Here is a 26,116-nt window from a genome sequence, read left to right as displayed (position 1 = left end):
TAACAAAGAACAAAGAAAGAACAAGCGGCAGCCAAACCGCGCCATTGCGATTGGTTAAGCCCCGCGACTCGGCGCGCCTTGCCGTGCGCGGATTGACGTGTCAGGAAAAGAGAATGATCTCAGTAATCATTCCCGCTCGGAATGCTGAACATACGTTACCGGCGACGCTGTCTGCCCTGGTTCCGGCGGCAGTGGACGGACTCGTTAAGCAGGTCATCGTCGTCGATGGCGGGTCGACGGACAAGACTGCTGAGGTAGCCGATCAGGCCGGGGCCGATATCGTCAAGAGCGCGCCCGGACGTGGCGGCCAGTTGGCCCAGGGCGCTGAAATCGCCCGCTTTCCTTGGCTCCTTTTTTTGAATGCGGATACCGTCCTGGAAGACGGCTGGGAACGCAGTGCAACGTCGTTCATGCGCCGCGTCGATTTCGGCGAACGGTCGATGGCCGCGGGCGCCTTCACGTTCCGTCTCGATGACAAGGGCCTGGCGCCGCGGCTGCTCGAACTGGTCGTGCAGTTGCGCTGTAAGCTCCTGCGCGTGCCTTATGGCGATCAGGGCTTGCTGATTCCGCGCCGCCTGTTCGATGACGTCGGCGGCTACCGCAATCTGCCGATCATGGAAGATCTGGACTTGGCGCGCCGTATCGGACGCCGGCGCCTCACAATTCTCGATGCCAATGCCGTGACGTCGGCGGAGCGTTATCGGCGCGACGGGTATCTCTCGCGATCGTTCCGCAACCAGATCTGTCATATGCTGTACGGCGCGGGCATTCCGGTCAGCATGATCGCGCGTCTTCAGGGCAAGGTCGAAACCGGCGCTTAAGCGCGCTTGTCTCACGCCGATGTGCGATGCTCTTCGAGCCGTGGCAGGATTTCGATGAAATTGCACGGCCTGTGGCGCATATCGAGCTGGAGCTTGAGGATGCCTTCCCAGGCGTCTTTGCATGCGCCCGTCGAGCCCGGCAGACAGAAAATATAGGTTCCGCGCGCCACGCCCCCGCATGCGCGCGACTGGATCGTCGACGTGCCGACCTTCTGATACGACAGCATGTGAAACAGGATCGCGAACCCTTCGATCTCCTTCTCAAACAGCGGCTTCACCGCTTCCGGCGTAACATCCCGTCCCGTGAAGCCCGTCCCGCCAGTCGTGATGACGCAATCGACGGACGCATCGTTGATCCATCCCTCCACGATGCTGCGGATTTGTGCCTTGTCATCTTTCGCGAGCTTGCGGTCGGCGAGTTCGTGTCCCGCTTCGCCAATGGCGCGCTCGAGATAGGCGCCCGATGTATCTTCCGCGAGCGTGCGGGAATCCGACATCGTCAGGATTGCGATGCGGATGGGAACGAATTGGCGTTCGGCGTCGATGCCGGCCATGGCAAGCCTCGTTGTGTTGTCTAAAGCTTCGACTTGATTTGTAGCAGATCCATCCACGCGAGCTGCTTGGCGGCAGGTGTTCGCAGTAGATACGCCGGATGCAACGTGGCGATAGCCGGGATTTTACGCTCCCCGACTTGCACCTCGCGCCATCTGCCTCGAAGCCGCATGATGCCTTCCGTTGCGCCAAGCACTTCCTTCGCCGCCGCGCCGCCCACGGCGACCAGCATCTTCGGCGCGACAAGCTCGATTTGCCGTTCGAGAAAAGGCCGGCAGGACAGCGCTTCCTGTGGCGTCGGCGTGCGGTTTCCAGGCGGCCGCCAATAGACGATATTGGTGATGTGCACGTCAGCTTCAGACAGCCCGATTGCGGCAAGCATCTTGTCGAGCAGTTGCCCCGCGCGGCCGACAAACGGTTTGCCCGCCAAATCCTCGTCTCGTCCCGGCGCTTCGCCGATGAACATAATGTCGGACTGCGGCGCGCCGCGATAGAAGCACAGCTTCGTTGCCGTCGATTTGAGGCCGCAGCCGTCGAAAGCCTGCAGCGCTGCTTCCAGCCCTTCAAGCGATGTGACGGCGCGCGCGATGCGGCGGGCGCCCGTTTCGGCTTCGCTGGCGCCGAGCGGCGTCGCGGCGCGTGGTCGGCTCGGATCGAGCCCCGGCGCACTTCGCGCGGTTCCCGGTCGCGCCGATTGTGACGGTGCTGCCGGACGGGCGGTCGGCGCGGCTTTTTCGCGCTCCGGCGCGTCGCGTTCCGGCCAGGAAAAACCGGCCCCTGGCGCCTCATCTCCGCGCGCCAGCCAATCGTGCGCCGTTTCGCCAACGGCCGCATCGACGCCCATGGCTTGAAACCAATCGAGCAGCGCCAGCATTTCGTCTTTATCGTAAGAGTTCGTCATTGGGGCCGACAATAAAGATGCGCGCCGTCAATTGCACGCATCGGCAACAGACTATGGCGCGTTATTGGTCAACTTGACGCTTTCCCTCCCGCAACCTAATCGAAACCGATGGACTTTCGAACATCCAAAAGAGGTGATGATGGCCGTTGACGCCGCCGACCTGCCGGCCCGCGAGGCAATGGACTTCGACGTAGTGATCGTGGGCGCTGGCCCTGCCGGGCTGGCCGCAGCGATCCGCTTGAAGCAGAAAGCAGCCGAAACAGGGTCCGATATCTCCGTCGTGGTGGTCGAGAAGGGCTCCGAGGTCGGCGCCCATATTCTGTCCGGCGCGGTCATCGATCCGATTGGTCTCAATCGTCTCATCCCCGATTGGAAAGAGCGCGGCGCGCCTGTCGAAACGCCCGTTACAGAAGACGTGTTCTTGGTCCTTGGCCCCGCGGGCAAATTGCGCCTGCCGAACTGGCCGATGCCGCCGCTGATGCACAACCACGGCAATTACATCGTCAGCCTCGGCGCACTGTGCAAATGGCTTGGCGATCAGGCGGCGGAACTGGGCGTCGAGATCTATCCGGGCTTTGCTGCAAGCGAAGTGCTCTACGATGAGAAGGGCGCCGTCGTCGGCGTCGCGACGGGCGATATGGGCGTCGGCCGCGATGGTGAGCCGAAGGACAGTTTCGTGCGCGGCATGGAACTGCGCGGCAAGTACACGCTGATCGCGGAAGGTGCTCGCGGATCGCTGGCCAAAGGCCTCATCCGCCATTTTGACCTTGCCAACGACCACGAGCCGCAGAAGTACGGCATCGGCCTCAAGGAACTTTGGCAGGTCGCGCCGGAGAAACATCGGCCGGGCTACGTGCAGCACTCTTTCGGCTGGCCGCTCGACAACAAAACCGGCGGCGGCTCCTTTCTTTATCACTACGGCGAGAATCTCGTTGCGGTCGGCTTCGTCGTTCACTTGAACTACGCCAACCCGTACCTCTCGCCATACGAAGAGTTTCAGCGCTTCAAGACCCATCCCGCCATTCGCGACACGTTCGAAGGTGGCAAGCGGATCGGCTACGGCGCGCGCGCGATCACGGAAGGCGGCTGGCAGTCGCTCCCCGATCTCGTCTTTCCCGGCGGCGCGCTTCTGGGTTGCGCAGCTGGAATGGTCAACTTGCCGCGTATCAAAGGCAGCCATAACGCCATCCTGTCCGGCATCGCTGCGGCAGACGCCGTCACGGACGCGATCGCGGCAGGTCGTGCGCACGACAGGCTCGATGCCTACGAGACGGAAGTCCGCACCGGCGACATCGCGCGCGATCTGAAGCGCGTGCGCAATATGAAGCCGTTCTGGTCCCGCTTCGGAACGGTACTCGGCGTGCTGCTGGGCGGCACAGATCTTTGGCTCAACACCATCATTTCCGGCGTTGGCCTTGGCTTCACGTTGAAGCACGGCAAGAACGACGCGCTGGCAACGAGCAAGGCCAAGAACTTCAAGCCGATCGCCTATCCCAAACCCGACGGTAAGCTGACGTTTGACCGGCTGACAAATGTGTCATTCTCGGCGACCAATCACGAAGAAGATCAGCCGGTTCACTTGAAGCTTCTCGATCCGACCGTGCCGATTACGGTCAATCTGCCGGAATACGCCGAACCGGCGCAGCGTTATTGCCCTGCCGCCGTTTATGAGGTCGTACAAGGCGATGGCGGCGAGCCGCGTTTCCAGATCAACGCGCAGAATTGCGTCCATTGCAAAACCTGCGACATCAAAGACCCGAGCCAAAATATCAATTGGACGTGCCCCGAAGGTGGCGGCGGGCCAAATTACGCCGGAATGTGACGATGTACTTCAAATGCTGGTAATCCGGCGTCCGAAATTCGGCGCCGTTCCAGCATGCGGGGGCTTAATTGCTGCGCTGGCTGAGCGTTATGCCGATAGGCGTTGACGGTTGATAACAGTTAGCAATTTCGGCTCATGTCTTATTTTTCACGTAAAGCTTGTCGCCAAGCTCGCGATATCTTTGCTAGGCTCGCCGCCGCAGGAATCGAATTGGCTTCCGGCAGCAAAGGGAAAAAGTCGATGCGGGGACTCCTCGGGCGTGGGCTGAGTGTATGCCTAGTAGCGGTCGCTCTGACGGTTGCCGGGTTTTTCAGCGAGGCTCCGGCCCGCTCGCAAGATCAGGAACCTGGTCAGGACGAAGTTTCAAATTCCATTCTCGGCAACTACCTCGCGGGTCGTTTCGCTCGCGCCGCGCAGGACACCGAAGAAGCCGCTGAATTCTACGGCCGCGCGCTTGAGCGCGATCCGGACAACGAGGTTCTGCTCGAGCAGGCCTTCCAGATGGAAACGATGTCCGGCGATTGGCCGAAAGCCATCCCGCTTGCGGAGCAGCTCTCTGCTTCGCAGGGATCGCATCGCATGTCGCAGTTCCTTCTTGGCGTCACGGCGTTCAAGGCCGGCGACTACAAGAAAGCCGAGGAGCGTTTCGCGGCAGCATCCGAAAATCCGATTGGCGAACTCACCAGCGCGATTGCCATCGGCTGGACGCGTCTCGCCGCCGGAGATACGGACGGCGCGTTGAAGGCGCTCGATCTTCCCAAGCAGCCGGACTGGGCGCAGTTCTATCTGCGCTATCACCGCGCGCTGATCGCCGACATCGCCGGCCGCAAGGCGATCGCGCGCGCGTCGTATGAAAAGGTTTTCCGTCAGGACAGCCGCACGCTCAGAACGTCGCTCGCCTACGCTCAGTCAGCTGCTCATTACGGCGACTTCAAAACCGCGCGCATGGTCATCAGTAAGCAGCTCGCCAAGAGCCAGGGCGATCCACATCCCCTCGCCAAGGAGATGCTGGATATTATCAAGCAGAAAAAGAAACCGCCGTTTCTCATCGCCAATGCGACCGACGGCCTATCGGAAGTCTTTTATGGGTTGGGTGAAGCGCTCGCCGGTGAAGGCGGTGTAAGCCTGGGCACGATCTATCTCCAGCTCGCGCTCGACGCTAAGCCCGATCACATTTTCGCACTCGCTGCGCTCGCCAACGCGCAGGAAGCTGTGAAGCGCTACGACGAGGCGCTGCAAACGTACGACAAGATCCCCAAGGGCACGCCGCTGCAGAGCGCGATCGACATTCGCCGTGCGTTCGATCTGAACTCGCTCGACAAGACGGACGAGGCCAAGGCGATTTTGGTCAAGCTGTCTGAGGAAAATCCGAAAGACGTTCGGCCGTTGGAAGCGCTCGGCAATATCATGCGTGCGCGCAAGGATTATGCCGGCGCCGTCACGTATTTCACCAAGGCGCTCAAGGTCATCAACAAATCCGACCCGCGCAACTGGGGCTACTTCTATGCCCGCGGCACGTCCTATGAGCGGCTGAAGAACTGGCCCGCCGCCGAAGCGGATCTGAAGCGTGCTTTGACGCTCGCTCCCGACCAGCCTCTCGTTCTGAACTATCTCGGGTATTCCTGGGTCGATCAGGGTAAAAACCTGAAAGAGGGCACGCGCCTGATCGAGAAGGCCGTGCAACTCAAGCCGGACGATGGCTACATCGTCGATAGTCTTGGCTGGGCGCACTACAAGCAAGGCAACTTCAAGGAAGCCGTCCGCTATCTGGAGCGCGCCGTTGAGATCAAGCCGGAAGATCCGACCCTGAACGATCATCTGGGCGATGCCTTCTGGAAGGTCGGCCGCGAGCGCGAAGCGCGCTTCCAGTGGGCACAGGCTTTGTCGCTCGACCCGGAGCCGGAGGACGTCGACAAGATCAAGACCAAGCTTGAACGTGGTCTGGATTCAAAGGGCGAAGCCAACGCGTCCGGCAAGACGCGTCAGGTTCAAACCGAGACATTACGCCGACGCAGCGAAAACAAGACAGGAACTTCCGGCCGAGCAGTTGAGTAGTAACTGCGCGTCAATATTAATTGTAGAAGACGGGCGCTTGAGCGCCCGTTTTCGTATCGTGGAATGCATGTCGAAATTGGAATTCGCACCAGCCAAGATCAATCTAACGCTTGAAGTCTTAGGGCGCCGTTCTGATGGCTATCATGAGCTGCGCAGCCTCGTCGCCTTTGCGGCCGACGTCGGCGATCGCCTGACGCGCGAAGCTGGCCCCACGTCTAAAACCGAAATTACCGGACCGTTCGCGGCTGGCCTCGGCGATGCCAATCTTGTCGATGAGGCCGTCGCAGCGATCTCGCGCTTGGTGCCGAATTTCGTCGCCGGTCGTCTGACATTGGAGAAAAATCTCCCTGTCGCGAGCGGCATTGGCGGCGGATCGGCAGACGCGGCCGCGGCGCTGCGCCTTCTCAGTGCCAGCCGTTCCGACTTGGTGTCGCGTGATCTTACTGACATCGCGCGCACACTTGGCGCAGACGTTCCGGTCTGTCTGAAAAGCCAAAGCGCCGTGATGACGGGAACCGGCGAAAACATCGCCGATATCGTCCTGCCGGCCGAGCTTTACGCAGTGCTCGCCAATCCTCTCGTTGAGGTGCCCGCCAAGAAGACGGCCGAAGTTTTCCGCCTTCTCAATGCCGGGCCATTGCCCGCAGATCTGGCGCCGGAAAATCCGCCGATGTTCTCAAGCATCGGCGACGTGATCCGTTACGCGGCTTTGCGCGGCAACTCACTCGAAGCGCCTGCGCGCCGGCTTTTTCCCGAAATCATCAACGTGCTGTCGGAACTCGCGAAGCTGCCGCGGTCGCGGGTCGCGCAATTGTCCGGCGCCGGCCCGACATGTTTCGCTTTGTTCGAATCCGAATCCGCGGCGCAGACCGGCGCGCGTATGCTCAAGACGCGCCAGCCAAACTGGTGGGTCGCAGCCTCAAGGTTGACTTGAGGCCACTGGCCGCCGCGTTCGAGCACCGATCAGTGTGAACGGCCGATACAGAACTCGATGACTTGTTCGAGCGCGTCTTTTTCGCGGCTTTCCGGGAAGATCGCCAGGGCGTCACGCGCAATTGCGCCATACGAACGCGCCCGCTCGAACGTTGCCTCGATCGCCTTGTGACGGCGCATCAGGCTGATCGCATGCTCCAGGTCGCCGTCGGTGATGTTGCCCTCGGCGATCGTCCGGTTCCAGAATTGTCGCTCGTCGTTCGATCCCCGCCGGAACGACAGGATGACGGGCAGCGTGATCTTGCCTTCGCGGAAATCGTCGCCGACTGACTTGCCGAGCCGCGTGCTGTCGCCCGCGTAGTCGAGCGCGTCATCGACGAGCTGGAACGCCAGCCCGAGATTTTTGCCGTATGATCGCAGTGCCGCCTGCTCTTCGGTCGGTCGCTGCGTCAGCGCCGCACCGGACTCCGCCGCCGCCGAGAAGAGCGCCGCCGTCTTGGAATTGATGATCGTGAGGTAGTCGTCTTCCGTCGTCGACGTATTCTTCGCCGCCGCAAGCTGCATCACTTCGCCTTCGGCAATCGTCGCCGCGGCATTCGACATGATGCGCAACACCGAAAGCGATCCGACGTCGACGAACATCTTGAAGGCCTGGCCGAGCAGAAAATCGCCGACGAGCACGCTCGCCTGGTTGCCCCAGATCATCCGCGCAGTTTTGCGTCCGCGCCGCGTCGCGCTTTCATCAACGACGTCGTCATGCAGCAGCGTTGCGGTGTGCATGAATTCGACGGCCGACGCCGTGCGGATGTGGCCGTTGCCCGTGTAACCGCACAGTTTTGCCGCCGCGAGCGCCAGCATCGGCCGCAGCCGCTTGCCGCCGCTGTCGATCAGGTGGTGCGCGAGTTCCGGGATCATGTCGACATCGGACACGGCCTTGTCGAGGATGATGCGATTGATCGCTTCCATGTCATCGGCCACGAGATCGAGAAGCGGTTGCAGCTTCTGGCTCGTTTCGCGGACGTCTTCGAGCGGTATTACGCGACCCAAGGTGGCCCCCAATGTTCTAGACCATGCTAATATAGGCAGTCGTCTTTAGACCGTCACGCGGCATCGGGCGTGGCAAAAATTATCGTTCATTTTGGGAATTGCCATGCGCGAGTTAATTTTGACGAACGACCTTGTGCTTATCAGTTATGTCGAGGCTCTGCTCGCAGGTCAGGGCATCGAAGCGGTCATATTTGATCGAAATATGAGTTTGATGGAAGGGTCAATCGGAGCATTCCCGCGACGTCTTGTCGTCATAGATGACGATTGGAACAAGGCAAGCCGGATTCTGAGGGAGGCCGGACTTGGTGAATGGGTCGTTGACCATGAGCGTGCTTGAGACCGATCTGCCGCACAGCGAAAACGTCAGCGAGGACCTGTTTCTCGGCGATGCCTTGATTGTGCGTCAGCCGCGGGGCGGATATCGCGCCGGAACCGACGCGGTGCTGCTGGCTGCGACGCTGGCGCCGGAATTCATCGGTGAAGAGACGGTCTTGGATGTCGGTTCTGGGGTCGGCGTCGTCGGGCTGTGCGTGGCGGTGCGTTGTCCAGGCGCCAGGGTTGTCCTGCTCGAGCGTGAGTCGAAACTCGCCGCGCTCGCCCGGCACAATGTTGATCGCAACAACTTATCCGCTCGCGTATCGGTTGTTGAAACGGATATTTCGCGCGCAACGTGTGCGTTGGATGCCGCAGCAATTGCATCCGAGACGTTCGCTTTTGTCCTCGCCAACCCGCCATATCACGAAGCCGGACGCAGCACTGCCGCGGGAAACCATCTCCGGGCCGCGTCCCACCAGATGCCGCAGGACGCACTGGAAATCTGGGCGCGGTTCATGAACCGCATGGCCGCTCCTGGTGGCCGTGCCGCGATGATCCACAAAGTGGAAGCCCTGCCGCGCATTCTTTCAGCTTTCGAAGGCCGGTTTGGCGGACTGAGCGTGCTGCCCATTCATGCGCGTGCGGACGAATCGGCCATTCGTGTGATCGTCTCCGGCATCAAAGGCAGCCGCGCTCCGATCTCGATCAAGCCGGGCCTCGTGCTCCATGGCCCCGATCAGGCGTTCCTACCCGAAATCGAAGCCGTCTTCCGCCACGGCGCGGCGCTGCCGTCGCAAATTGGCGGCCGATAGCCACTGGCAGCAGGCCCGTGATTGCACTAGACAATCCGCTCTTCCTGTCATGCAAACCAATCCTCCCAAAGTCGCCCGCAGGAGTTTGAATTTATGTGGCCGTTTTCGCGCACGCCCGTCGTTCCAGTTCTTCGCTTCAGCGGCCCGATCGGCATGGCGACACCGCTGCGGCCTGGGCTGTCGCTTGCAAGCTATGCGGGCGCTATCGACAAGGCGTTCTCGCTGTCGAAGCTTCCGGGCGTCGCGGTGGTTATCAATTCGCCGGGCGGATCGCCGGTGCAGTCGAACCTGATTTTCAAGCGTCTTCGTCAGTTGGCGGCCGAAAAAGACAAGAAAATCTATGTTTTCTGCGAAGACGTGGCGGCATCGGGCGGATACTTTCTCGCCATCGCAGGCGATGAAATCTATGCCGACCCATCCTCGATCGTGGGCTCCATCGGCGTCGTCTCGCGCAGCTTCGGCTTCGTCGACCTGATCGAACGGATGGGTGTCGAACGCCGCGTCTACACGGCCGGAGCCAACAAGAACCAGCTCGATCCTTTCCTGCCCGAAGATCAGGATGACATCGCACGCCTGAAAGCCATCCAGAAGGACGTGCACGACGTCTTCATCGGCCTCGTCAAGGAACGCCGCGTCGGCAAGCTCAAAGCCCCAGACGACGAGCTTTTTTCCGGGGCATTCTGGTCGGCGGCCAAAGCGGTTGAATTTGGCCTCATCGACGGCATAACAGACATCCGTTCGAAGATGCACGAGGTGTTCGGAAGCAAGGTGCGGCTCAAGGTCGTCGAGCCGGATCGTGGAGGGCTTTTGTCGCGCCTCCGCCGTGTGCCTGGCGCATCCGGCCTAGGCGATGGCGGTCTTGCTTTTGCCGACGATCTGGTGTCGGCTATCGAAGCGCGCACCCTCTGGTCGCGTTTTGGGATTTAGGGCCCGGAGGGCCGTGCAATGCCCCCAGTCATCTTTCTAGCCGTTATTGGTGCTGCCGGTCTGGCCGGATACCGTCTACTGTCGGCTCTGGCCCGCCAAGGCCAAGCCGTACGCGAGCAGGAAGCCCGCATGCGCCGCGCCACCGCGCCGGTCCGCGACCTGGGCAATCTCGAATGGGATGAAACGGCTGGCGTTTATCGTCCCCGCCAGCGCGACAATTAAAAGATCGAAGGCCCTGTTATCTCCCCTATCGCGTTTCCGTTCCTCGGCGAGGCACCGCAGCATTCTCGCCGCCGCGCCATTGCGTCCGCCTTTCGACTGGCAAGCCCGTAAAATCGCCTCAGCGGTGCGTGACAAGGGGCCCTTAACGCGTATATTGCGGCCGAAAATTCAGCCGGAACGAGCCAAAAGACATGCCCCAGACGTCGGTTGCAACGAAAGCCGGACGCCTCCCCGCGTTGCGCCCTAAAGCCGCCTTCCAGGATCTTATCCTGACCCTGCAAAGCTTCTGGAGCGCTGAAGGCTGCGTCATCCTTCAGCCCTATGACATGGAAGTGGGTGCCGGCACCTTTCACCCGGCAACGACGTTGCGCTCACTCGGGCCGAAACCGTGGTCGGCGGCATACGTCCAGCCCTCGCGCCGCCCGAAAGACGGCCGCTACGGCGAAAACCCTAACCGGCTCCAGCACTATTACCAGTTCCAGGTCATCATGAAGCCGTCGCCTGCGAATATGCAGGAGCTCTACCTCGCGAGCCTCGACGCCATCGGCATCGATACCTCGCTGAACGACATTCGCTTCGTCGAGGACGACTGGGAAAGCCCGACGCTCGGCGCCTGGGGTCTCGGCTGGGAAGTCTGGTGCAATGGCATGGAAGTTTCGCAGTTCACATACTTCCAGCAGGTCGGCGGCTTCGACTGCAATCCGGTAGCGGGCGAAATCACCTACGGCCTTGAGCGCCTCGCCATGTACGTCCAGGGCGTCGATCGCGTCTTCGATCTGAATTTCAACGGCCGCGACGACGATAAACGCCTGACCTACGGCGATGTCTTCCTGCAGGCCGAGCGCGAGTACTCTCGCTACAATTTCGAGCACGCCAACACTGAGGCGCTGCTGCGCCATTTCAAGGACGCCGAAGCGGAATGCATGGCCTTGCTTGAGGCTGGCGCCAAGAATGGTGAGGAGCACTTGCTCGCGCTCCCCGCCTACGACCAGTGCATCAAGGCGAGCCACATCTTCAACCTGCTCGACGCTCGCGGTGTGATCTCGGTCACGGAGCGCCAGAGCTACATCCTACGCGTCCGCGAGTTGGCGAAAGCCTGCTGCGGCGCCTGGCTAAAGACAGAAGGAGGACGCGCATGAACGACACAACGCTTGGGATAATCGCTTTAGCCGTGCCGCTGATCATCATCGGCTTCTTCGCTCTTCGACGGCTGCCTTGGGTCTTCGCATTTTTCATAGCGCTCGTTGCCGTTGGCATCGGCTATCTGCATACGACCGGTGCGGTGAAGGACATCGGCCACCAGGTGCGTGTTGCGCTCCCGGCGGGCATGATCCCGGAACACAAGAAGGCTGAAGAAGCCGAGCCCGCCGAAGGCGGGGCGATGAAGGCGCTCCCGCCACCGGCCGAGCCTGCTCCAACGCCACCCGCGCCGCCTGCGTCTTCGGCTCCTGAAAGCACGCCACCAGATGGCGGTGCCATGAAGGCGCTTCCGCAGTCGACCGAGCCCGCAACGCCTGCACCGGAAGCGACGCCGTCAACGCCGTCGACGACGGAACCGGCGCCTGCTGCACCGGAAACAGCACCCGCTCCGGAAAGCAAACCGGAAGAATCCACGACGCCGCCTGCAGCTCCTGCTCCGGCGCCGACGAACCCATAACGCAACCGCTCTCCCCGTTGCAGCTTCGCGACGGGGAGAGACACAGGGTGAGGGGGCGAAAGCAGCACCCTGCAATTCCACCCCTCATCCCACTCTTTCCTGTATGACTGGGAAAGAGCCAGTCTCGCGAGATCGATCCTGAATGTCTGAACTTCTACTTGAGCTTCTGTCGGAGGAGATTCCGGCGCGCATGCAATTGCGTGCGGCGGATGATTTGAAGCGCCTCGTCGTTGAAGGCCTGAAAGCACGCGGCCTCGACGTCGGCGAAGCGCGCGCCTTTTCGACCCCGCGCCGCCTGACGCTCGTTATCGAAAACGTCCCGCACGGCTCGCCCGCCATTTCCGAAGAAAAGAAAGGCCCGCGCGTCGGCGCACCTGAGCAGGCCGTTCAAGGTTTTCTGAAGTCCGCTGGTCTCGCGTCGATCGCCGATGCGACCGTCGTCAAGGATGAGAAGAAAGGCGACTACTACGTCGCCAAGATCGAAAAGCCCGGCCGTGACGCGCCGGAGATCATCGCGGAGACGGTGACGGACGTCGCCGCCAAATTCCCCTGGCCGAAGTCGATGCGCTGGGGCTCCTCGACCTTCCAGTGGGTGCGCCCGTTGCAGTCGGTTCTGTGCCTGCTCGGCGGCAAAGTGGTGCCGTTCGAAATCAACGGGATCGCGTCCGGCCACGAGACGCGCGGCCATCGTTTCCTCGGTCCCGGGCCGTTCAAAGTCAAAAGCTTCGCCGACTATCAGGAGAAGCTTGAGAGCCATCACGTCATTCTCGATCCCGCGAAACGCGCCGCTGCGATCTCCGAGCAGGCGCACGCGCTCGCCAAGGAAGCCAAGCTCGAACTCGTCGAAGACGACGCGCTGATGGCCGAGAACGCCGGTCTCACCGAATGGCCGGTGGTGCTTATGGGCTCATTCGAAAAAGCGTTTCTTGAAGTGCCCGGCGAAGTTCTGACCACATCGATGAAGATGCATCAGAAGTGCTTCTCCGTGCGCGATCCGAAATCGAAGAAGCTCGCGAACAAATTCCTGCTCGTCTCGAACCTCGTCGCAAAAGACGGTGGCGCGCAGATCGTGTCGGGCAACGAGAAGGTCATTCGCGCGCGCTTGTCGGATGCGAAGTTCTTCTGGGAGCAGGACCTGAAACATCCGCTGGGTGAGATGGCGGGTAAGCTCGCGCACATCACGTTCCACGAAAAGCTCGGGAGCCAGAAAGATCGCGTCGAGCGCATCGAGCAGTTGGCGTTTGAACTCGCTGGCGCATGCGACGCCGACCCGCAAGACGCGCGCCGCGCCGCGGGTCTGTGCAAGGCCGATCTCGTCTCGGAAATGGTCGGCGAATTCCCCGAGCTTCAAGGCCTGATGGGCCGTTACTATGCGGAGCATGTCGGCACCAAGCCCGAGATCGCCCGCGCGCTGGAGCTGCACTACAAACCGAAAGGCCCGACGGATACGGTTCCGCGTGAGGATCAGGGCGACGCCGTCGCGGTCGCCGTCGCGGTCGCCGATAAACTCGATACGCTCGTCGGCTTCTGGGCCATCGGCGAAAAACCGACTGGCTCGGGCGACCCCTACCAGCTCCGCCGCGCCGCCTTGGGCGTCATCCGCATCGTGCTGGAGAATGATCTGCGCGTGCCGCTGAAATCAATCATCGCGAAGGCGTATCTTCCATTCGCTCCTTATCTCGAACTGCAGTCCGATGAGGAATTTGATTACGTTGGGGGTTTGGTCGAACGGCATCTTTCGGAAGAACAGCAGAACAATGAAAATATCGAGGGCTTGTGGGAGCACGAGTGGAGATTTGAAGCCTACGAAAAAGAGGGCCAAGTCATTGCAGCAGACCTCCTCTCCTTCTTCGCCGACCGTCTGAAAGTCTTCCTCAAAGACCAGGGCAAGCGCCACGACCTGATCGACGCCGTGTTCTCGCTGGGCGGCCAGGACGATCTGGCCCTCATTGTGAAGCGCGTCGAAGCGCTCGATGCGTTCCTGAAAACTGATGACGGCACAAATCTGCTCGCAGGCGTCAAGCGGGCCGCTAACATCCTCTCGATCGAAGAGAAGAAGGATAAGAAATCCTACGCCGGTCCCTACGACTTGGCGCTTCTGAAAGAGAAAGAGGAAATCGCGCTCGCGGCCGCCATCGAAGCGGTGAAGCAGGACACGACGTCGGCCATCCAGGTGGAAAATTTCGCTGGCGCCATGCGCGCGCTGTCGGAACTTCGCGCGCCGGTCGATGCGTTCTTCGAGAAGATCCTCGTCAACGCCGACGATAAGCAGGTCCGCGAAAACCGTCTGCGCCTCTTGTCGGAAATCCGCGCAGCGACGCTCACCGTCGCCGACTTCTCAAAAATCAGCGGCTGAAAAACATCGGCGACGGGCGTGGAATGCGGGTCGCCGACGCCGAAAGGTGATGGCCTCACTATAGCCCCACCACCGTCATGCCGACGGAGGTCGGCACCCAGACAAGCTTCAGCTTATCGCTTGCTAAAGGCTTGCCTGGATCCCGGCCTGCGCCGGGATGGCGTTCGTCGCGGAAGCATAATTGCACACGTTCGGGAATGTCCTCATGGCCGCGCTGATGGCCATCTACGCCGACCGCAATCGCTCCAAAAAAGTCCTCGGGTTTAAGCCCGAGGATCAGGATCACGAGGCGTGGAGGAACAACAAACTCAATGCGCGGAAATCATTGCGACCTTCGCGGGCGCGAACGGCTTCACAGCGGACTGTGAAACCGGCTGCGCCTCGGACGTGAAGAAGCCAGGGCCGTTCATGATGTGAAGCCAATGCACTGTGACGTTCGCGGCGTAAGCGAACGTAATGATCGCAATAACGACCGCCGCGGAAAGCATCGTAACGTACGCAAGATACTCAGAAACGACCAACTTCGCGCTCGCAACACGGGCGCGCGGCGCATTCGTGCGATTGAGGGGATGGTAGACGAATTTCTGGTCCATGATCGTTCTCGCTTGCGCAGTACGCGGGGGAAATGGGGGGAGCACTTAGCCTGCGCGTTCCATTGAACTTCTGGATCGTGAAATGGGTTCCGAAATTCGTTTCGTCCAGATGTGGATAGGCGCGGCGATTTCGCAAAATCGCCCATCTTTTTCGAATCGCACTGAAAAATTGGGGTGCTAGCTGCTTGGCCTATGCCTCCGCGGCGGCCGAAGCTTCTTCATAGGCTTCCGTGGCCTCCAGCCAGGCATCCTCGGCGGCCTGCAGGTCGCGGGCGAACTGGCCGCGCTGCTGGGCGGCGGCCTGCGCTTTTTGCGGGTTGGAGGAATAAATCTCCGCGTCGCCCAGGAGCGCATCAAGCGCCGCAATCTCCTTTGCCAGCTTATCGACGTGCTTTTCGGCGGCCTGCATGGCTTTCTTGAGCGGCGCCAACTCGGCCCGCTTTTCGGCGGCGGCCCGGCGTTGATCCGTGCGCGACGTCCGCGCGTCGCTTCCGTTTTCGTCGCGCCGTTCCGACGTTCGCGCCCCACGCTCTTCGAGCAGCAACGCGCGATAGCTTTCCATGTCGCCGTCGTAAGGCTTCACCGTGCCGTTGCGCACCAGCCAAAGCCGGTCGGCCGTCGCCTCGATCAAATGCCGGTCGTGGCTGATGAGGATGACAGCGCCGTTGTATTCCATCAGTGCGTGAATGAGCGCCTCGCGGCTATCGACGTCGAGATGGTTCGTCGGCTCGTCGAGGATGAGAACGTGCGGTCCATGGAATGCGGTCAGCGCCAACAGCAGCCGCGCTTTTTCGCCGCCCGAAAGCTTTCCGCACGCCGTATCGGCTTTGTCGGCGCTGAAGCCGAACGTACCAAGCTTGGTGCGTCGCTGCGCTTCCGTCGCCTCCGGCATCAGCTTCACCATGTAGTCGTAGGGCGTCGCGTTCGGCAGCAGGTCATCGAGCTGATGCTGCGCGAAGTATCCGACTTCGATTTTCTGCGCGCCGAAAACCTCGCCCGACAACGGCTTCAGCCGCCCCGCGATCAGTTTCGCGAGCGTCGATTTACCGTTGCCGTTCTGGCCCAGCAGCGCAATGCGGTCGTCGTTGTCGATACGCAAGTCGATGCCTGACAAAATCGGATGATCGGCTTCATAGCCCGCGCTCGCCTTCTCGATCCGCAGCAGCGGACTGGCGATGATCTTCTGCGGATCGGGAAAATGAAACGGCACGACGCGATCATCGACCTGCGCCGCAATCGGCTGCATCTTGGCGAGCGCCTTGACACGGCTCTGCGCCTGCGCGGCTTTGCTCGCCTTCGCCTTGAAGCGGTCGATGAATGCCTGCAAATGCTTGCGCTGCTCGTCCTGCTTCTTCTTGAGCTTCATTTCGAGGCGCTGCCGCTCGCGGCGCGTTTCCTCGAAATCGTCGTAGCCGCCCGCGTAAAGCGTCAGCTTGCCCTTGTCCAAATGCAGGATCTCGGTCACCGCGCTGTTCAACAGATCGCGGTCGTGACTGACGATCAGCACCGTGTGCGGATAGCTCTTCAGATGGTTTTCGAGCCAGAGCGTTCCTTCGAGATCGAGATAGTTCGTCGGTTCGTCGAGCAGCAGGATGTCGGGCTTCAGGAACAGGATCGCACCGAGCGCAACGCGCATGCGCCAGCCACCTGAAAATTCCCGACACGCGCGCCGCTGCGCCTCTTCATCGAAACCGAGGCCCGATAGAATGCGCGCCGCCCGCGCCGGTGCCGAATGCGCATCGATGTCGGTCAAACGCATTTGAATTTCCGCGATGCGTTCCGGATCGGTTGCGGTCTCCGCCTCGGCCAGCAGGCTCGCGCGCTCGGTATCGGCTGACAGCACCCAGTCGATCAGGCTCTCGTCGCCGCCCGGCGCTTCCTGCGCTACATGACCGAGCCGCGCATTCTTCGGAATGGAAATCGAGCCGTCGTCGGGCGCGATCTCGCCTTTCAGCAAACGCAGCAGCGTGGATTTGCCTGCGCCGTTGCGGCCGACGAGCCCGACTTTATGGCCTGACGGAATGGCGGCTGTCGCCTGATCCAGGATCGGCCGGCCTTCGATGCGATAGGTGAGATCGTTGATATGCAGCATGGCATCGCGATAGCCGGTCCGCCGCCCGCTGTCACCGGGTCAGAGCGTAACGCCGAAGCGGGCGAGCGCTGCCGTCATCACCAGATAGGCAGCGAACGTCAGCGCCGAGGCGATGGCGAGGCTTAACCAAAAGTTGAGCCCGTGCCCCAGCAGGATGGGTAGCGCCAGAAACAGCACCAGCGACGGCAGAACGTACCAGAAGATGCTGGTCGACAGGCTCGCGATCTTGGCCGTGTCGCCGGTCTCGCCGTAGAGCCAGATGAAAGCCAGGAGCGACGTCAACGGCAGCGAAGCAACGATGCCGCCAAAGACCGTCGAGCGTTTGGCGATTTCCGAAATGGCAACAACCAACCCCGCGGTCAAAAAAACTTTGAGCGCGGTGTAAAGCATCAGCCGGACACCACAGGCTTCAGCGTTTCGTAGAGCAGGCGGTCGCGGACGGCTTTATCCTGCACGGCAAGGTGCGCGATGAACCACTCCTGCACCATCTTGCACACTTGCTCCGGCTCGCGCTTCGCAAGCAGCGTCGGATTGGAGAACACCTGCAGGTCTTCTTCCTTCCAGCCGAGCTTGCCGAGTTCCTTGATCAGAATGTCGTAGTCGCTCTTGACCGCCGAGTCGTGCTTGACCGGATTTTTCGAGCCTTCCGAAATGGCTTCGAAAATTGCGTCGGTTTGGGCGTTAAGCGCCGTCGCGGTCTCGGGGTGTTCCATTGTCTGGATCACGGCCGGGCTCATCTCGCCCTTTGAGATGAAGCCGAAGCAGGCGCTTACGCTTTGCGCCCTGAGCGCTTTGAGATGATTGAGGAACGCTTCCGCGATGGCTTGCAGCTTCTCCGGGCTTGCCTCAAGCGCCTTGTCCGCATTCTGGCGGCGAAGCGTAACGAGGCCCTGGGCTAAGAGTGTCGCGACATCGCTATCGGGCTTGTTGTCAGCAACGAGCTTGTTGGCTGATGAGATTTCGTTCGAATACCAATCCGGATATTCGCGCTTGATGAGTGCCCAAACCGGAACGGTTTGCAGGCGCAGATCGAGTGGCGAACCGTCAACGGCGGGTGGTGGCGGCGGTGTCGGAGATTGCGGTTCGACGGCAGCAACCTGCGTCTGCGACGCCGGCGGCGGCGACGAAGATGCGTCCGTTGCGGATGGCGAGACCGACGACGTCGTCGTTGCGTCAGCCGGCGGCGCGGACGAAATCACGTCGTTCGTCGGCGCAGCGGCCGGAGCGCTTGCATTGGACGCGGTCTGCGCCGCATCAGTTGTGGCAGGCTCTGAAGCCGCCGTCGCAGTCGACGATGGATCGGATGGCGCGGCGACAACCGGCGCATTGTCCGCGGTCGTGCTATTCGAGCCGCCGACCATACCCATGATGGCGCCCCGGTAATTCGTGAATGCGAACGCGCCGCCGCCAATGACCATGATCGCGACGCCGGCAAGCGCCAGCCGTTTGATGAGATTGCTGCGGTCGGGCCGAGGGGCCGCGTCGCTCTCATAGTCGATGCCGCGCTGATCGTGTTGCGCTGTTGCTTGCCCGTAGGACATCGCTTGTGGCTGAGCGGCTGGCGCGGACGGCGAAGCAGCGATCTGCTTCGGCTCTTGTCCGAGCGCCTCGAACGCCGTCGGAAAAACATTCGGCGCCGATTGCCATTCCGGCATTCCGGGCCGCCAGATCAGATCGCTGATACGCAGATAGTTATGCGCGACGAATGTGCGCATTTCGATATCGGTCAACGGCCCGTGCTGCTTACCGTCGCGGGCGATATACCACTGAATGTCGTTGGCCTGTGCCGTCATCATCGCTTCTTCGCACACGTAGGCATCGCTGCCTAACCCCCAGACCGTGCGCTCTTCGCCGGCCCACACTGTTCATACGTAGTTGCGCGCGTCAATCGGGCGATTATGCGGTAAAACTCCACTTTCGCGTGTGACGTGCAACCGAATGCTCTGCGGGGCGACGGTCCAGCGCTTGCTGGCGGCGGTGCGCGTCGCTATAAGCCCGCGTAACCCACATAAAATCCGTAAAGCGAGACAGACTTATGGCCATCGAACGCACGTTTTCTATCATCAAACCCGACGCCACGCGCCGCAATCTTACCGGTAAGATCAACGCCGTGATCGAAGATGCGGGTCTGCGCATCGTGGCTCAAAAGCGCGTCCGCTGGACCCGCGCCCAGGCCGAGAAGTTCTATGAAGAACACAAGGCACGGCCTTTTTACGGCGAACTCGTGGATTTCATGACCTCCGGCCCGATCGTTCTGCAGGCGCTGGAAGGCGAAAACGCCATCGCAAAGTATCGTGAAGTGATGGGCGCGACCGACCCGAAGGAAGCTGCCGAAGGCACCATTCGCAAGCTTTTTGCGGAATCGAAGGGCTCCAATTCGACGCACGGCTCCGATAGCGCGGCAGCAGCCGAGCGCGAAATTGCCTTGAATTTCCGCCTCGACGAGATCGTTGGTTAAAAATCTTGGCCGGGGCGCGTGCGCTCCGGCCTCTGCATTTCCAAGGAAAATGGCGCTGATTTCGCCGTCCTACCTACGCACAATGGCCCGCTACAACAGTTGGCAGAACGCCAGCGTCTACCGGGCCTGCGAACAACTGACGGACGCCCAGCGGAAAGATGATCGCGGTGCATTCTTCAGCTCGATCCACGCCACGCTGAACCATATTCTCTGGGCTGATCAGATCTGGCTGTCGCGGTTCGAAGCCGCTTCGCCGCCAGCCAAGCCCGCTCTTTCCGATAGCACAACCTAATTCGAGGACTGGGACGACCTGAAAGCCGAGCGCCAGCGCTTCGACCGCGTCATTGAAGATTGGACCGATCGCTTCGAAGCATCCGGCTGTGAAGGCGATTTGACCTGGTATTCAGGTTCGGCCGGTCGCGAGATGACCCGTCCGAAAGCCCTGATCCTCATGCACATCTTCAATCACCAGACCCATCATCGCGGTCAGGTGAATGCGATGCTGACGGGCTTCGGCATCAATCCCGGCGTGACGGATCTGCCGTTTTCGCCCGATCCCGCCTAGGCGGCGTCGGCGATAACACCGCCGTTTCCGCCCAGCTCCCGCTCGAACGTCTCCGCATCGATCGCACCTTCCGACTTGGCGATCACAATGGTCGCGATGCCATTGCCGATCAGGTTCATAAGCGCCCGGCCTTCCGACATGAAGCGGTCGATCCCGAGGATCAGCGCCAGCGACGCAACCGGAATATGCGATGTCGTGCTGAGCGTTGCGGCCAACGTGATGAAGCCCGATCCCGTAACGCCTGCAGCGCCTTTCGACGTGAGAAGCAATACGCCGAGGATCGACACCTCATGCCAGATCGTGAGCTCGGTGTTCGTCGCCTGCGCCAGGAAAATCGCGGCCATCGTCAGGTAAATGCACGTGCCGTCGAGATTGAACGAATACCCGGTCGGGACGACGAGCCCGACCACGCTTTCCTCGCAGCCGGCCTTGCGCATCTTGGCAATGAGGCGCGGCAGGACGCTCTCCGACGACGACGTTCCAAGAACGATCAGCAACTCGTCCTTGATGTAGGCGAGATAGCGAATGATTGAAAAGCCTGACAGCCGCGCGATTACGCCCAGCACGCCGAACAGAAAAATAAGACACGTCAAATAGAAGGCGAACATCAGAAAGGCGAGGCTCGACAGCTTGTCGATGCCGTATCGTCCAATCGTGAAGGCCATCGCGCCGAATGCGCCCATGGGTGCCAGCTTCATGATGAAGCCGACCATCTTGAACAGCACGTCGCCGATCTGTGCGACCAGATCAAGCATGGGTTTGCCGCGCGGCCCAAGCGATTGCAGCCCGAACGCAAAGAGCAGGGCGACCAGCAAAACCTGCAGGATATTGCCGTCGACGAAGCCGCTGAGAAACGTGTTCGGAATGATGTCGAGAATGAAGCCGACCGCCGACTCTTCCTTCGATTTCGCAACGAAGCTTGCGACGGCCTTCGCATCGAGCGACGCGATATCGACGTTCATGCCGGCACCGGGCTTCAGAACGTTGACGACGACCAGCCCGATGACGAGCGCCAGCGTCGTGAGGACCTCGAAGTAGATGAGGGCTTTAATGCCGACCCGTCCGACCTTTTTCAGGTCGCCCATCGACGCGATACCGTGCACGACCGTAACGAATATGATCGGCCCGATCAGCATCTTGATGAGTTTGACGAAGCCGTCGCCCAGCGGCTTCATCGCCTCGCCTGCGGACGGATAGAGATGCCCAAGACCAACGCCCAGAGCGATCGCCGTCAGGACCTGGAAGTAGAGATGGGTATAGAAAGGCCTCCCACGTGGCTCCGCGAGCATAGTTTCGTGGTCTTGCTGCATGAAAGACGTTAGCGCCTCGCTCGATTGAGAGGCGGCACACTAATGGTGACATTCCGGGCGCGATAGTTTCCGGCCGCAGAAATATCTCGTTCGATGGTTGAATGCGAAAGACGGTGGAATGTGAATTCGCCGCGAGGGTCGCGCCGAATGCGGCGGAACAGACCCTCGTGGCGCTTCGTCCGGCTGCCAAAGATGCGCACCGACGCATCCGCAGACCGGACGGTGGACGGCGCTTAGGCGGCCGCGACCCAACTTCCCGCGACGAACCCGAAGGCAACGGCATCGGGGTTGCGGCGTGCAGTTTCTATCAATTTCTCGGGCGCTTCCACGTCTAGCGCAACCGCGACGTTCTTTTCTTTCGATCTGCGCGGTTTTGCACCCGTCAACAAGAAGACGGGCTTGCCAAGTACGACGGTTCTCACGGACTCCATGGTGAGGGCCTCCTGGAGTTTGGAACGTAGGCGTTTCGGCTGTGTCTGGACGACACGGGGGGGCAGTGACATCCAGAATGTGCTATTAATTCATTAACGTGCAGAGACTATGACAGCATTAACCAGTGCAGGAAACCCGGCACTCTCGCGTATGCGAGCCGCTCTACAACTCGAATTTGCACTTTCCTGAGCACTTTGCGGGCGTAAAAGCCTGTATCGCGGCGCGATATTGCCTGTGGAAAACATTGCGAATGGTATTCACGGACAAGGAATCAAATTGAGTAACGCGATGTTACGCGCACGACTTGAGTGCAAATCCGGCTGAAAAGTTCTGAAAAAGAAAATGGCCGGGACGATCTCCTGGCCATTCTGCATCTCAACGTCCATTCGCTGGCAACAAGCGTCAGCTCAGCTCGTGGATTTTGAATTTCAAGCCGCCCTTCGGCGTCAGCGTGACCGTCGCGTTGAGCCCAGCCGGATCCTTGCCGACATACTCGGGACGGAAGCGCCGCAGAAGACGCGACAGCGCCAGCGTGTTCTCGACTTGGCTCATCGCGCCGCCAATGCACGAACGCTTACCAGCGCCGAACGGCAGATAGCTGTACTTTACCTGCTTCTTGGCGTTGCCCGCCATCCAGCGCTCAGGCTGGAAGGATTCGGGTTCGGGCCAGAATTTCGGATTGTGGTGCGCGCCGTAGCTGAAGATCGACACGCGGTCACCTGGGTTGATCTTCACGCCGCCGATTTCGTCTTCGGCCGCTGCGATGCGGATGAGGCTCCAGACCGGCGGATAGATGCGCATCGTTTCCTGGATGACGGCGCGCGTATAGGCGAGGCCGGAATAATCCGCCGCCGTCGGTTCGCGATCCCCGTAGACCTGCTCGCCTTCCTGCCGGATGCGCTCCGCCATTTCCGGACGGCGCGACGTCTCATACAGCGCCCACGCCAGCGTCAAAGCCGTCGTCTCGGTGCCCGCCCACAGATACTGTTTCAGCTCGTCGATGGCCTGCTGCTGGTCGAATTCCGGAACGGAAGGATCGGCAACCGTCGCCTCGATCATCTTCAGCAGCGTGCGCTCGCGCATCTCGCGCGGATCGGCGCCCATGACGGCCGGGGGCACGCTCGCCCACACTTCCATCGCCTTCGCCGGATCTTCGTCCGTCATCTCGAAGACTTCACCTGCCTGCTTGCGCAGACGGATGTCGCGATGGTTCATGACGTCGGTATAGGTTTTCACGCACTTGAACACGACGTGCGGATTGAACGGCATATCGCGGTCAAACAGCGCCTTGCAGATCATGTCGGCTGCGAGCGTCCACGTCTGCTCGACCATCTCGACCGTCTCGCCGCTTTTTGCAAGGTCGGCCCAGAGCGCCATCTTCGTATCGATCGCGCGCAGGAAGTACGGAATGTACTCGGCGAACATGTCGGGGTGGAACGCGGGCTGCTGCGGCATCCGGATCTTCTGCCAGAGCGCACCGTCGTTCGTGATCATCGACTTGCCGAAGATCGGCTTCAGGCCGTCGAAGTATTTGATGTAGTTGTCGGCTTTAGTGACCAGCACGTGCTTGAAATATTCAGGCTCTGAAATAAGCACGACACGTTGATTGGCCATATTGACCGGCAGGACAGGACCGTAACGGTCCATCATCTGCATCAGAATGCGCATCGGGTTATCCGGATCGCCGCGCAATAGCGGCGTCAGGTTGAACCAGATGCTAGATTCGTCGCCGAGACCCAGGGTGTGGCTGGGGGTCGTTTCCATAGGCATTCTCCATTCGGGACCGGAGGAGCGGTGCGCGTATCAGCCTTGCGGGCGCTTCGTGCGCCCATCGGGCTCGCGCTGCACTTCGGTCGCCGGATCTCCCTCTCCGGAAGCCATAGAAATACCACGGTTTGGGGGGTGCCTGTCCATGCGACGGCCAGTGCAAGGTAACCAGCAAATGACGCTGTGGATCAGATCACTGGAGAGTACAGTGGGTCCGTTTCGCTAACTTCCGAAGATATAACAATTTTCTCACCTTCGCAGCATACCTGCCCTGCGGCGACAAGTCTTAACGCTGCCGGGTAAACTCGGTGTTCTACTTTGAGGATCTTGGCCGCGAGTGTCTCCGCGGTATCACTCGATAGGACTGGAACGGCCGCCTGCGCGATGATTGGACCGGCATCCATCTCCGGCCGGACATAATGAACCGTGCATCCCGCGATCTTCACGCCAGCCGCAATAGCATGCTCGTGCGTGTGCAGGCCCTTGAAGCTCGGCAGCAGAGACGGATGGATGTTGATCATCCGATTCTGCCAATGCGCGACGAATTCGGGCGTCATCAGCCGCATGAAGCCCGCGAGCGCGACAAGCTCGACATGGTGCGTATCAAGCGCCGACTGGAGCGCCCGCTCGAACGCCGCTCGTGACCCGTAGCCCTTGTGGTCGATAATGACCGTCGGCAGCCCCTGCTCCACTGCCCACGCGATACCCGCGGCATCGGGCCGGTTCGAAGCGACAAGCACGATCTCGGCCGGATAGTCGGGGGCGCGTGCAGCAGCCACCAGCGACTGCATGTTCGAGCCGCGGCCGGAGATCAAAATGGCGGTGCGTTTCTTGGTGCTCATGGCCGCCCGGAATAGCAGAGCAGGCTTCGGTGCGCGAGTGCATCTGAGGTGAGACATGAACGCCACGAGCCGCAGGGTTTGTTAGCCATGGTTGACGACCGTTGTTGCAGCAGGGTGTCACCTTACGCATTCTGAAAGGGATCGGGGGCCACGATCGCAGAAATGGGCGACTGATACGTCAGCGGCGCTTTCTGCCGCGCGGCGGTCAGTTATCTGCAAAATCGGGTCGAAATGGCACGCCGGATTTTATTGCTTACCGTTGGAACGCTGGGCGACGTCGGGCCCATGGTTGCCCTCGGCTTGGCGCTCAAAGAGGCTGGCTACGAAGTCAGCGTCGCAGCTCCCGAAGACTTCATGGACTACGTCCGCAGCAAGGGGCTCGAAGCGCGCCGCTGCGGCACGGATTTTTCGAAGTTCATGAAAGAGGGCGAAATGGCGGAGATCGCCGGCGCCCACACGCTGGTCACGGTCAAGAAATGGCTGAGCCCCGGCCCCGACATGCGATCGCTGTTCGAGAGCATCCTTCTCGATTCCGTCGCGGCCACGGCGGATGCCGATGCCATGATCTTCCATCCCGTCATCTCGGTCGCCGGTGAAATCGCCGAAGCACGAAACATCCCCGCCGTCATGGCCGGTCTCGGCTCCGTTTCGCCGTCGGCGGAAAACCTGTTGTCGGTCATTCCCGGAACCGGCATCCCGGCCTGGAACCGGTACGGCTACAAGACGCTCGGACTGCAGCGGCTGGCCTATCGGCGTGTCATCGGCGAGATCCGCAAGTCGCTGGGCCTTGGCCGGTCGTTCTGGATGAAGCATCCGCATCGCGTCCACGGCAAGCGTGCGTCCGTTCTCTACCCCGTCAGCCCCGTTCTGCAGCCGCGCGCGAGCACGGAAGGCGACGAGATCTACTTCACAGGTTACTGGTTCCGCGATGAGGCGCCGAATTGGCGTCCATCCGGCAAGCTCGCGGAGTTTCTGGCCGCCGGACCGCGTCCGATCTACGTCGGCTTCGGCAGCATGCCCGCGCTTGGCCTTGAACGCACCGAGATGATCTTGCGCGCTTGCGAGGCGGCCGGACAGCGTGTGATCCTCGGCAAGGGGCGCGGCGAGTTCGATCGCGTGCCATTATCCAGCAACTTCCATCTGATCGACCAGTTCGTGCCGCACGATAAACTGTTCCGCGAAGTCGGCGCCGTCATACATCATGGCGGCCTCGGCACGACGACGTCGGCCTTGCGTGCCGGACGCCCAAGCTTCGTCGGTCCCTTCATGATGGATCAAAAATACTGGGGCCATCGGATCTTCCAGCTCGGCGCCGGGCCGGACCAGCTCCCGATCCAGGACTGGACGCTTGAGGCGCTGACGGCCCGCATCCGCGACGTGGCGACCAATCCATCGTATGCGCTGAAGGCCGCCGAGATCGGCCGCGCCATGGAGCAGGAAGACGGCGCCGCCAACGCCGTCGAGATTGTCAAGAAGCTCCTCGGCGGGCCAGCAGGCGACGCCGCGCACACCGGCGCTTCGCAAGTCGTCGCCGCTTAAAGTGCGCAACGAAGACGTCAACGGACGAATGCAGTCGCCCGCAATCGGCAGTGAACTTCGTTTTCGATGCGCACCGCGATGACGCCATGTTAGCGCAA

The 26,116-nt window shown here is 60.9% G+C and carries 24 protein-coding genes and 1 pseudogene; 14 read left to right on the top strand and 11 right to left on the bottom strand.

Annotation, left to right across the window (positions count from 1 at the left end; translation table 11 throughout):
* Nucleotides 1-113 precede the first annotated feature (113 nt).
* The gene (locus HYPMC_RS19220) at nucleotides 114-821 is read left to right on the top strand and encodes a TIGR04283 family arsenosugar biosynthesis glycosyltransferase (RefSeq protein WP_013949750.1); all 708 of its coding nucleotides are present in this window, start codon (nucleotides 114-116) and stop codon (nucleotides 819-821) included.
* Nucleotides 822-832: 11 nt separating this feature from the next.
* Here the strand turns inward: HYPMC_RS19220 and moaB are convergent, their stop codons facing one another.
* Both moaB and HYPMC_RS19210 read right to left on the bottom strand, forming a co-directional pair.
* The gene (gene moaB, locus HYPMC_RS19215) at nucleotides 833-1,375 is read right to left on the bottom strand and encodes a molybdenum cofactor biosynthesis protein B (protein ID WP_013949749.1); all 543 of its coding nucleotides are present in this window, start codon (nucleotides 1,373-1,375) and stop codon (nucleotides 833-835) included.
* Nucleotides 1,376-1,395: 20 nt separating this feature from the next.
* Nucleotides 1,396-2,274 (bottom strand): uracil-DNA glycosylase, encoded by an 879-nt coding sequence (locus tag HYPMC_RS19210; protein WP_013949748.1) that lies wholly within the window; start codon nucleotides 2,272-2,274, stop codon nucleotides 1,396-1,398.
* A 139-nt stretch (nucleotides 2,275-2,413) separates the two neighbouring features.
* On the opposite strand from HYPMC_RS19210, the gene HYPMC_RS19205 reads away from it, so the two are divergent.
* From HYPMC_RS19205 to HYPMC_RS19195, 3 genes are all read left to right on the top strand, one after another.
* Nucleotides 2,414-4,096: an electron transfer flavoprotein-ubiquinone oxidoreductase gene (locus HYPMC_RS19205; RefSeq protein WP_013949747.1), complete on the top strand. Its 1,683-nt coding sequence runs from the start codon at nucleotides 2,414-2,416 to the stop codon at nucleotides 4,094-4,096.
* A 240-nt stretch (nucleotides 4,097-4,336) separates the two neighbouring features.
* Nucleotides 4,337-6,151 carry a tetratricopeptide repeat protein gene (locus tag HYPMC_RS19200; RefSeq protein WP_041301123.1) on the top strand — a complete coding sequence of 605 codons (1,815 nt, stop codon included), beginning with the start codon at nucleotides 4,337-4,339 and terminating at the stop codon, nucleotides 6,149-6,151.
* Between the two features lie 67 nt (nucleotides 6,152-6,218).
* On the top strand, nucleotides 6,219-7,085 hold the full coding sequence (locus tag HYPMC_RS19195) for a 4-(cytidine 5'-diphospho)-2-C-methyl-D-erythritol kinase (RefSeq protein ID WP_041300396.1): 867 nt from the start codon (nucleotides 6,219-6,221) through the stop codon (nucleotides 7,083-7,085).
* A 29-nt stretch (nucleotides 7,086-7,114) separates the two neighbouring features.
* Here HYPMC_RS19195 and HYPMC_RS19190 read toward each other — a convergent pair whose 3' ends face one another.
* The gene (locus HYPMC_RS19190; protein ID WP_013949744.1) at nucleotides 7,115-8,131 is read right to left on the bottom strand and encodes a polyprenyl synthetase family protein; all 1,017 of its coding nucleotides are present in this window, start codon (nucleotides 8,129-8,131) and stop codon (nucleotides 7,115-7,117) included.
* Nucleotides 8,132-8,234: 103 nt separating this feature from the next.
* Here HYPMC_RS19190 and HYPMC_RS19185 point away from each other — a divergent pair, with 103 nt between their 5' ends.
* From HYPMC_RS19185 to glyS, 7 genes are all read left to right on the top strand, one after another.
* Nucleotides 8,235-8,468, top strand: a complete 234-nt coding sequence (locus HYPMC_RS19185; RefSeq protein ID WP_013949743.1) for a DUF2007 domain-containing protein — start codon at nucleotides 8,235-8,237, stop codon at nucleotides 8,466-8,468.
* Nucleotides 8,455-9,258 carry a tRNA1(Val) (adenine(37)-N6)-methyltransferase gene (locus tag HYPMC_RS19180; RefSeq protein WP_050976824.1) on the top strand — a complete coding sequence of 268 codons (804 nt, stop codon included), beginning with the start codon at nucleotides 8,455-8,457 and terminating at the stop codon, nucleotides 9,256-9,258. The genes HYPMC_RS19185 and HYPMC_RS19180 overlap by 14 nt, the downstream gene beginning before the upstream one ends.
* A gap of 93 nt (nucleotides 9,259-9,351) precedes the next feature.
* The gene (locus HYPMC_RS19175) at nucleotides 9,352-10,185 is read left to right on the top strand and encodes a S49 family peptidase (RefSeq protein WP_013949741.1); all 834 of its coding nucleotides are present in this window, start codon (nucleotides 9,352-9,354) and stop codon (nucleotides 10,183-10,185) included.
* Between the two features lie 18 nt (nucleotides 10,186-10,203).
* Nucleotides 10,204-10,407, top strand: coding sequence for a hypothetical protein (locus HYPMC_RS23880; RefSeq protein WP_013949740.1), 204 nt, complete (start codon nucleotides 10,204-10,206; stop codon nucleotides 10,405-10,407).
* A 191-nt stretch (nucleotides 10,408-10,598) separates the two neighbouring features.
* Complete coding sequence (locus HYPMC_RS19165; RefSeq protein WP_013949739.1) at nucleotides 10,599-11,546, top strand: glycine--tRNA ligase subunit alpha; 948 nt, start codon at nucleotides 10,599-10,601, stop codon at nucleotides 11,544-11,546.
* Complete coding sequence (locus tag HYPMC_RS19160) at nucleotides 11,543-12,064, top strand: hypothetical protein (RefSeq protein ID WP_013949738.1); 522 nt, start codon at nucleotides 11,543-11,545, stop codon at nucleotides 12,062-12,064. Before HYPMC_RS19165 ends, HYPMC_RS19160 begins: the two co-directional genes overlap by 4 nt.
* Before the next feature lie 142 nt (nucleotides 12,065-12,206).
* Nucleotides 12,207-14,420 carry a glycine--tRNA ligase subunit beta gene (glyS, locus tag HYPMC_RS19155; RefSeq protein ID WP_013949737.1) on the top strand — a complete coding sequence of 738 codons (2,214 nt, stop codon included), beginning with the start codon at nucleotides 12,207-12,209 and terminating at the stop codon, nucleotides 14,418-14,420.
* Between the two features lie 308 nt (nucleotides 14,421-14,728).
* Here glyS and HYPMC_RS19145 read toward each other — a convergent pair whose 3' ends face one another.
* The 4 genes from HYPMC_RS19145 to HYPMC_RS19130 form a co-directional block, all read right to left on the bottom strand.
* A complete protein-coding gene (locus HYPMC_RS19145; RefSeq protein ID WP_013949735.1) occupies nucleotides 14,729-15,013 on the bottom strand; it encodes a hypothetical protein in 285 nt (94 codons plus the stop codon).
* 190 nt (nucleotides 15,014-15,203) lie between these two features.
* A complete protein-coding gene (locus HYPMC_RS19140) occupies nucleotides 15,204-17,105 on the bottom strand; it encodes an ABC-F family ATP-binding cassette domain-containing protein (protein WP_013949734.1) in 1,902 nt (633 codons plus the stop codon).
* Nucleotides 17,106-17,144: 39 nt separating this feature from the next.
* Nucleotides 17,145-17,495: a DUF3147 family protein gene (locus HYPMC_RS19135; RefSeq protein WP_013949733.1), complete on the bottom strand. Its 351-nt coding sequence runs from the start codon at nucleotides 17,493-17,495 to the stop codon at nucleotides 17,145-17,147.
* Nucleotides 17,495-18,901 (bottom strand): GYF domain-containing protein, encoded by a 1,407-nt coding sequence (locus HYPMC_RS19130; RefSeq protein ID WP_244420928.1) that lies wholly within the window; start codon nucleotides 18,899-18,901, stop codon nucleotides 17,495-17,497. Before HYPMC_RS19130 ends, HYPMC_RS19135 begins: the two co-directional genes overlap by 1 nt.
* A gap of 239 nt (nucleotides 18,902-19,140) precedes the next feature.
* On the opposite strand from HYPMC_RS19130, the gene ndk reads away from it, so the two are divergent.
* Nucleotides 19,141-19,563, top strand: a complete 423-nt coding sequence (gene ndk / locus HYPMC_RS19125) for a nucleoside-diphosphate kinase (RefSeq protein WP_013949731.1) — start codon at nucleotides 19,141-19,143, stop codon at nucleotides 19,561-19,563.
* A gap of 49 nt (nucleotides 19,564-19,612) precedes the next feature.
* Nucleotides 19,613-20,128: pseudogene (locus HYPMC_RS19120) on the top strand (DinB family protein).
* Here the strand turns inward: HYPMC_RS19120 and HYPMC_RS19115 are convergent.
* The 4 genes from HYPMC_RS19115 to purN form a co-directional block, all read right to left on the bottom strand.
* Nucleotides 20,125-21,438 (bottom strand): dicarboxylate/amino acid:cation symporter, encoded by a 1,314-nt coding sequence (locus HYPMC_RS19115; RefSeq protein WP_013949730.1) that lies wholly within the window; start codon nucleotides 21,436-21,438, stop codon nucleotides 20,125-20,127. The pseudogene HYPMC_RS19120 and the gene HYPMC_RS19115 sit on opposite strands and share 4 nt — an antisense overlap.
* A gap of 233 nt (nucleotides 21,439-21,671) precedes the next feature.
* Nucleotides 21,672-21,869, bottom strand: coding sequence for a hypothetical protein (locus tag HYPMC_RS19110; protein WP_013949728.1), 198 nt, complete (start codon nucleotides 21,867-21,869; stop codon nucleotides 21,672-21,674).
* Nucleotides 21,870-22,272: 403 nt separating this feature from the next.
* Complete coding sequence (locus tag HYPMC_RS19105; protein ID WP_013949727.1) at nucleotides 22,273-23,634, bottom strand: cytochrome P450; 1,362 nt, start codon at nucleotides 23,632-23,634, stop codon at nucleotides 22,273-22,275.
* A gap of 191 nt (nucleotides 23,635-23,825) precedes the next feature.
* Nucleotides 23,826-24,479 (bottom strand): phosphoribosylglycinamide formyltransferase, encoded by a 654-nt coding sequence (purN, locus tag HYPMC_RS19100; protein WP_013949726.1) that lies wholly within the window; start codon nucleotides 24,477-24,479, stop codon nucleotides 23,826-23,828.
* Nucleotides 24,480-24,710: 231 nt separating this feature from the next.
* Here purN and HYPMC_RS19095 point away from each other — a divergent pair, with 231 nt between their 5' ends.
* Nucleotides 24,711-26,018 (top strand): glycosyltransferase, encoded by a 1,308-nt coding sequence (locus tag HYPMC_RS19095; protein ID WP_083832134.1) that lies wholly within the window; start codon nucleotides 24,711-24,713, stop codon nucleotides 26,016-26,018.
* Nucleotides 26,019-26,116 lie beyond the last annotated feature (98 nt).

This window comes from Hyphomicrobium sp. MC1 (genome assembly GCF_000253295.1).
In the GTDB taxonomy this organism is placed as follows: Bacteria; Pseudomonadota; Alphaproteobacteria; order Rhizobiales; family Hyphomicrobiaceae; genus Hyphomicrobium_B.
This window is presented reverse-complemented; position numbering and strand designations above follow the sequence as displayed.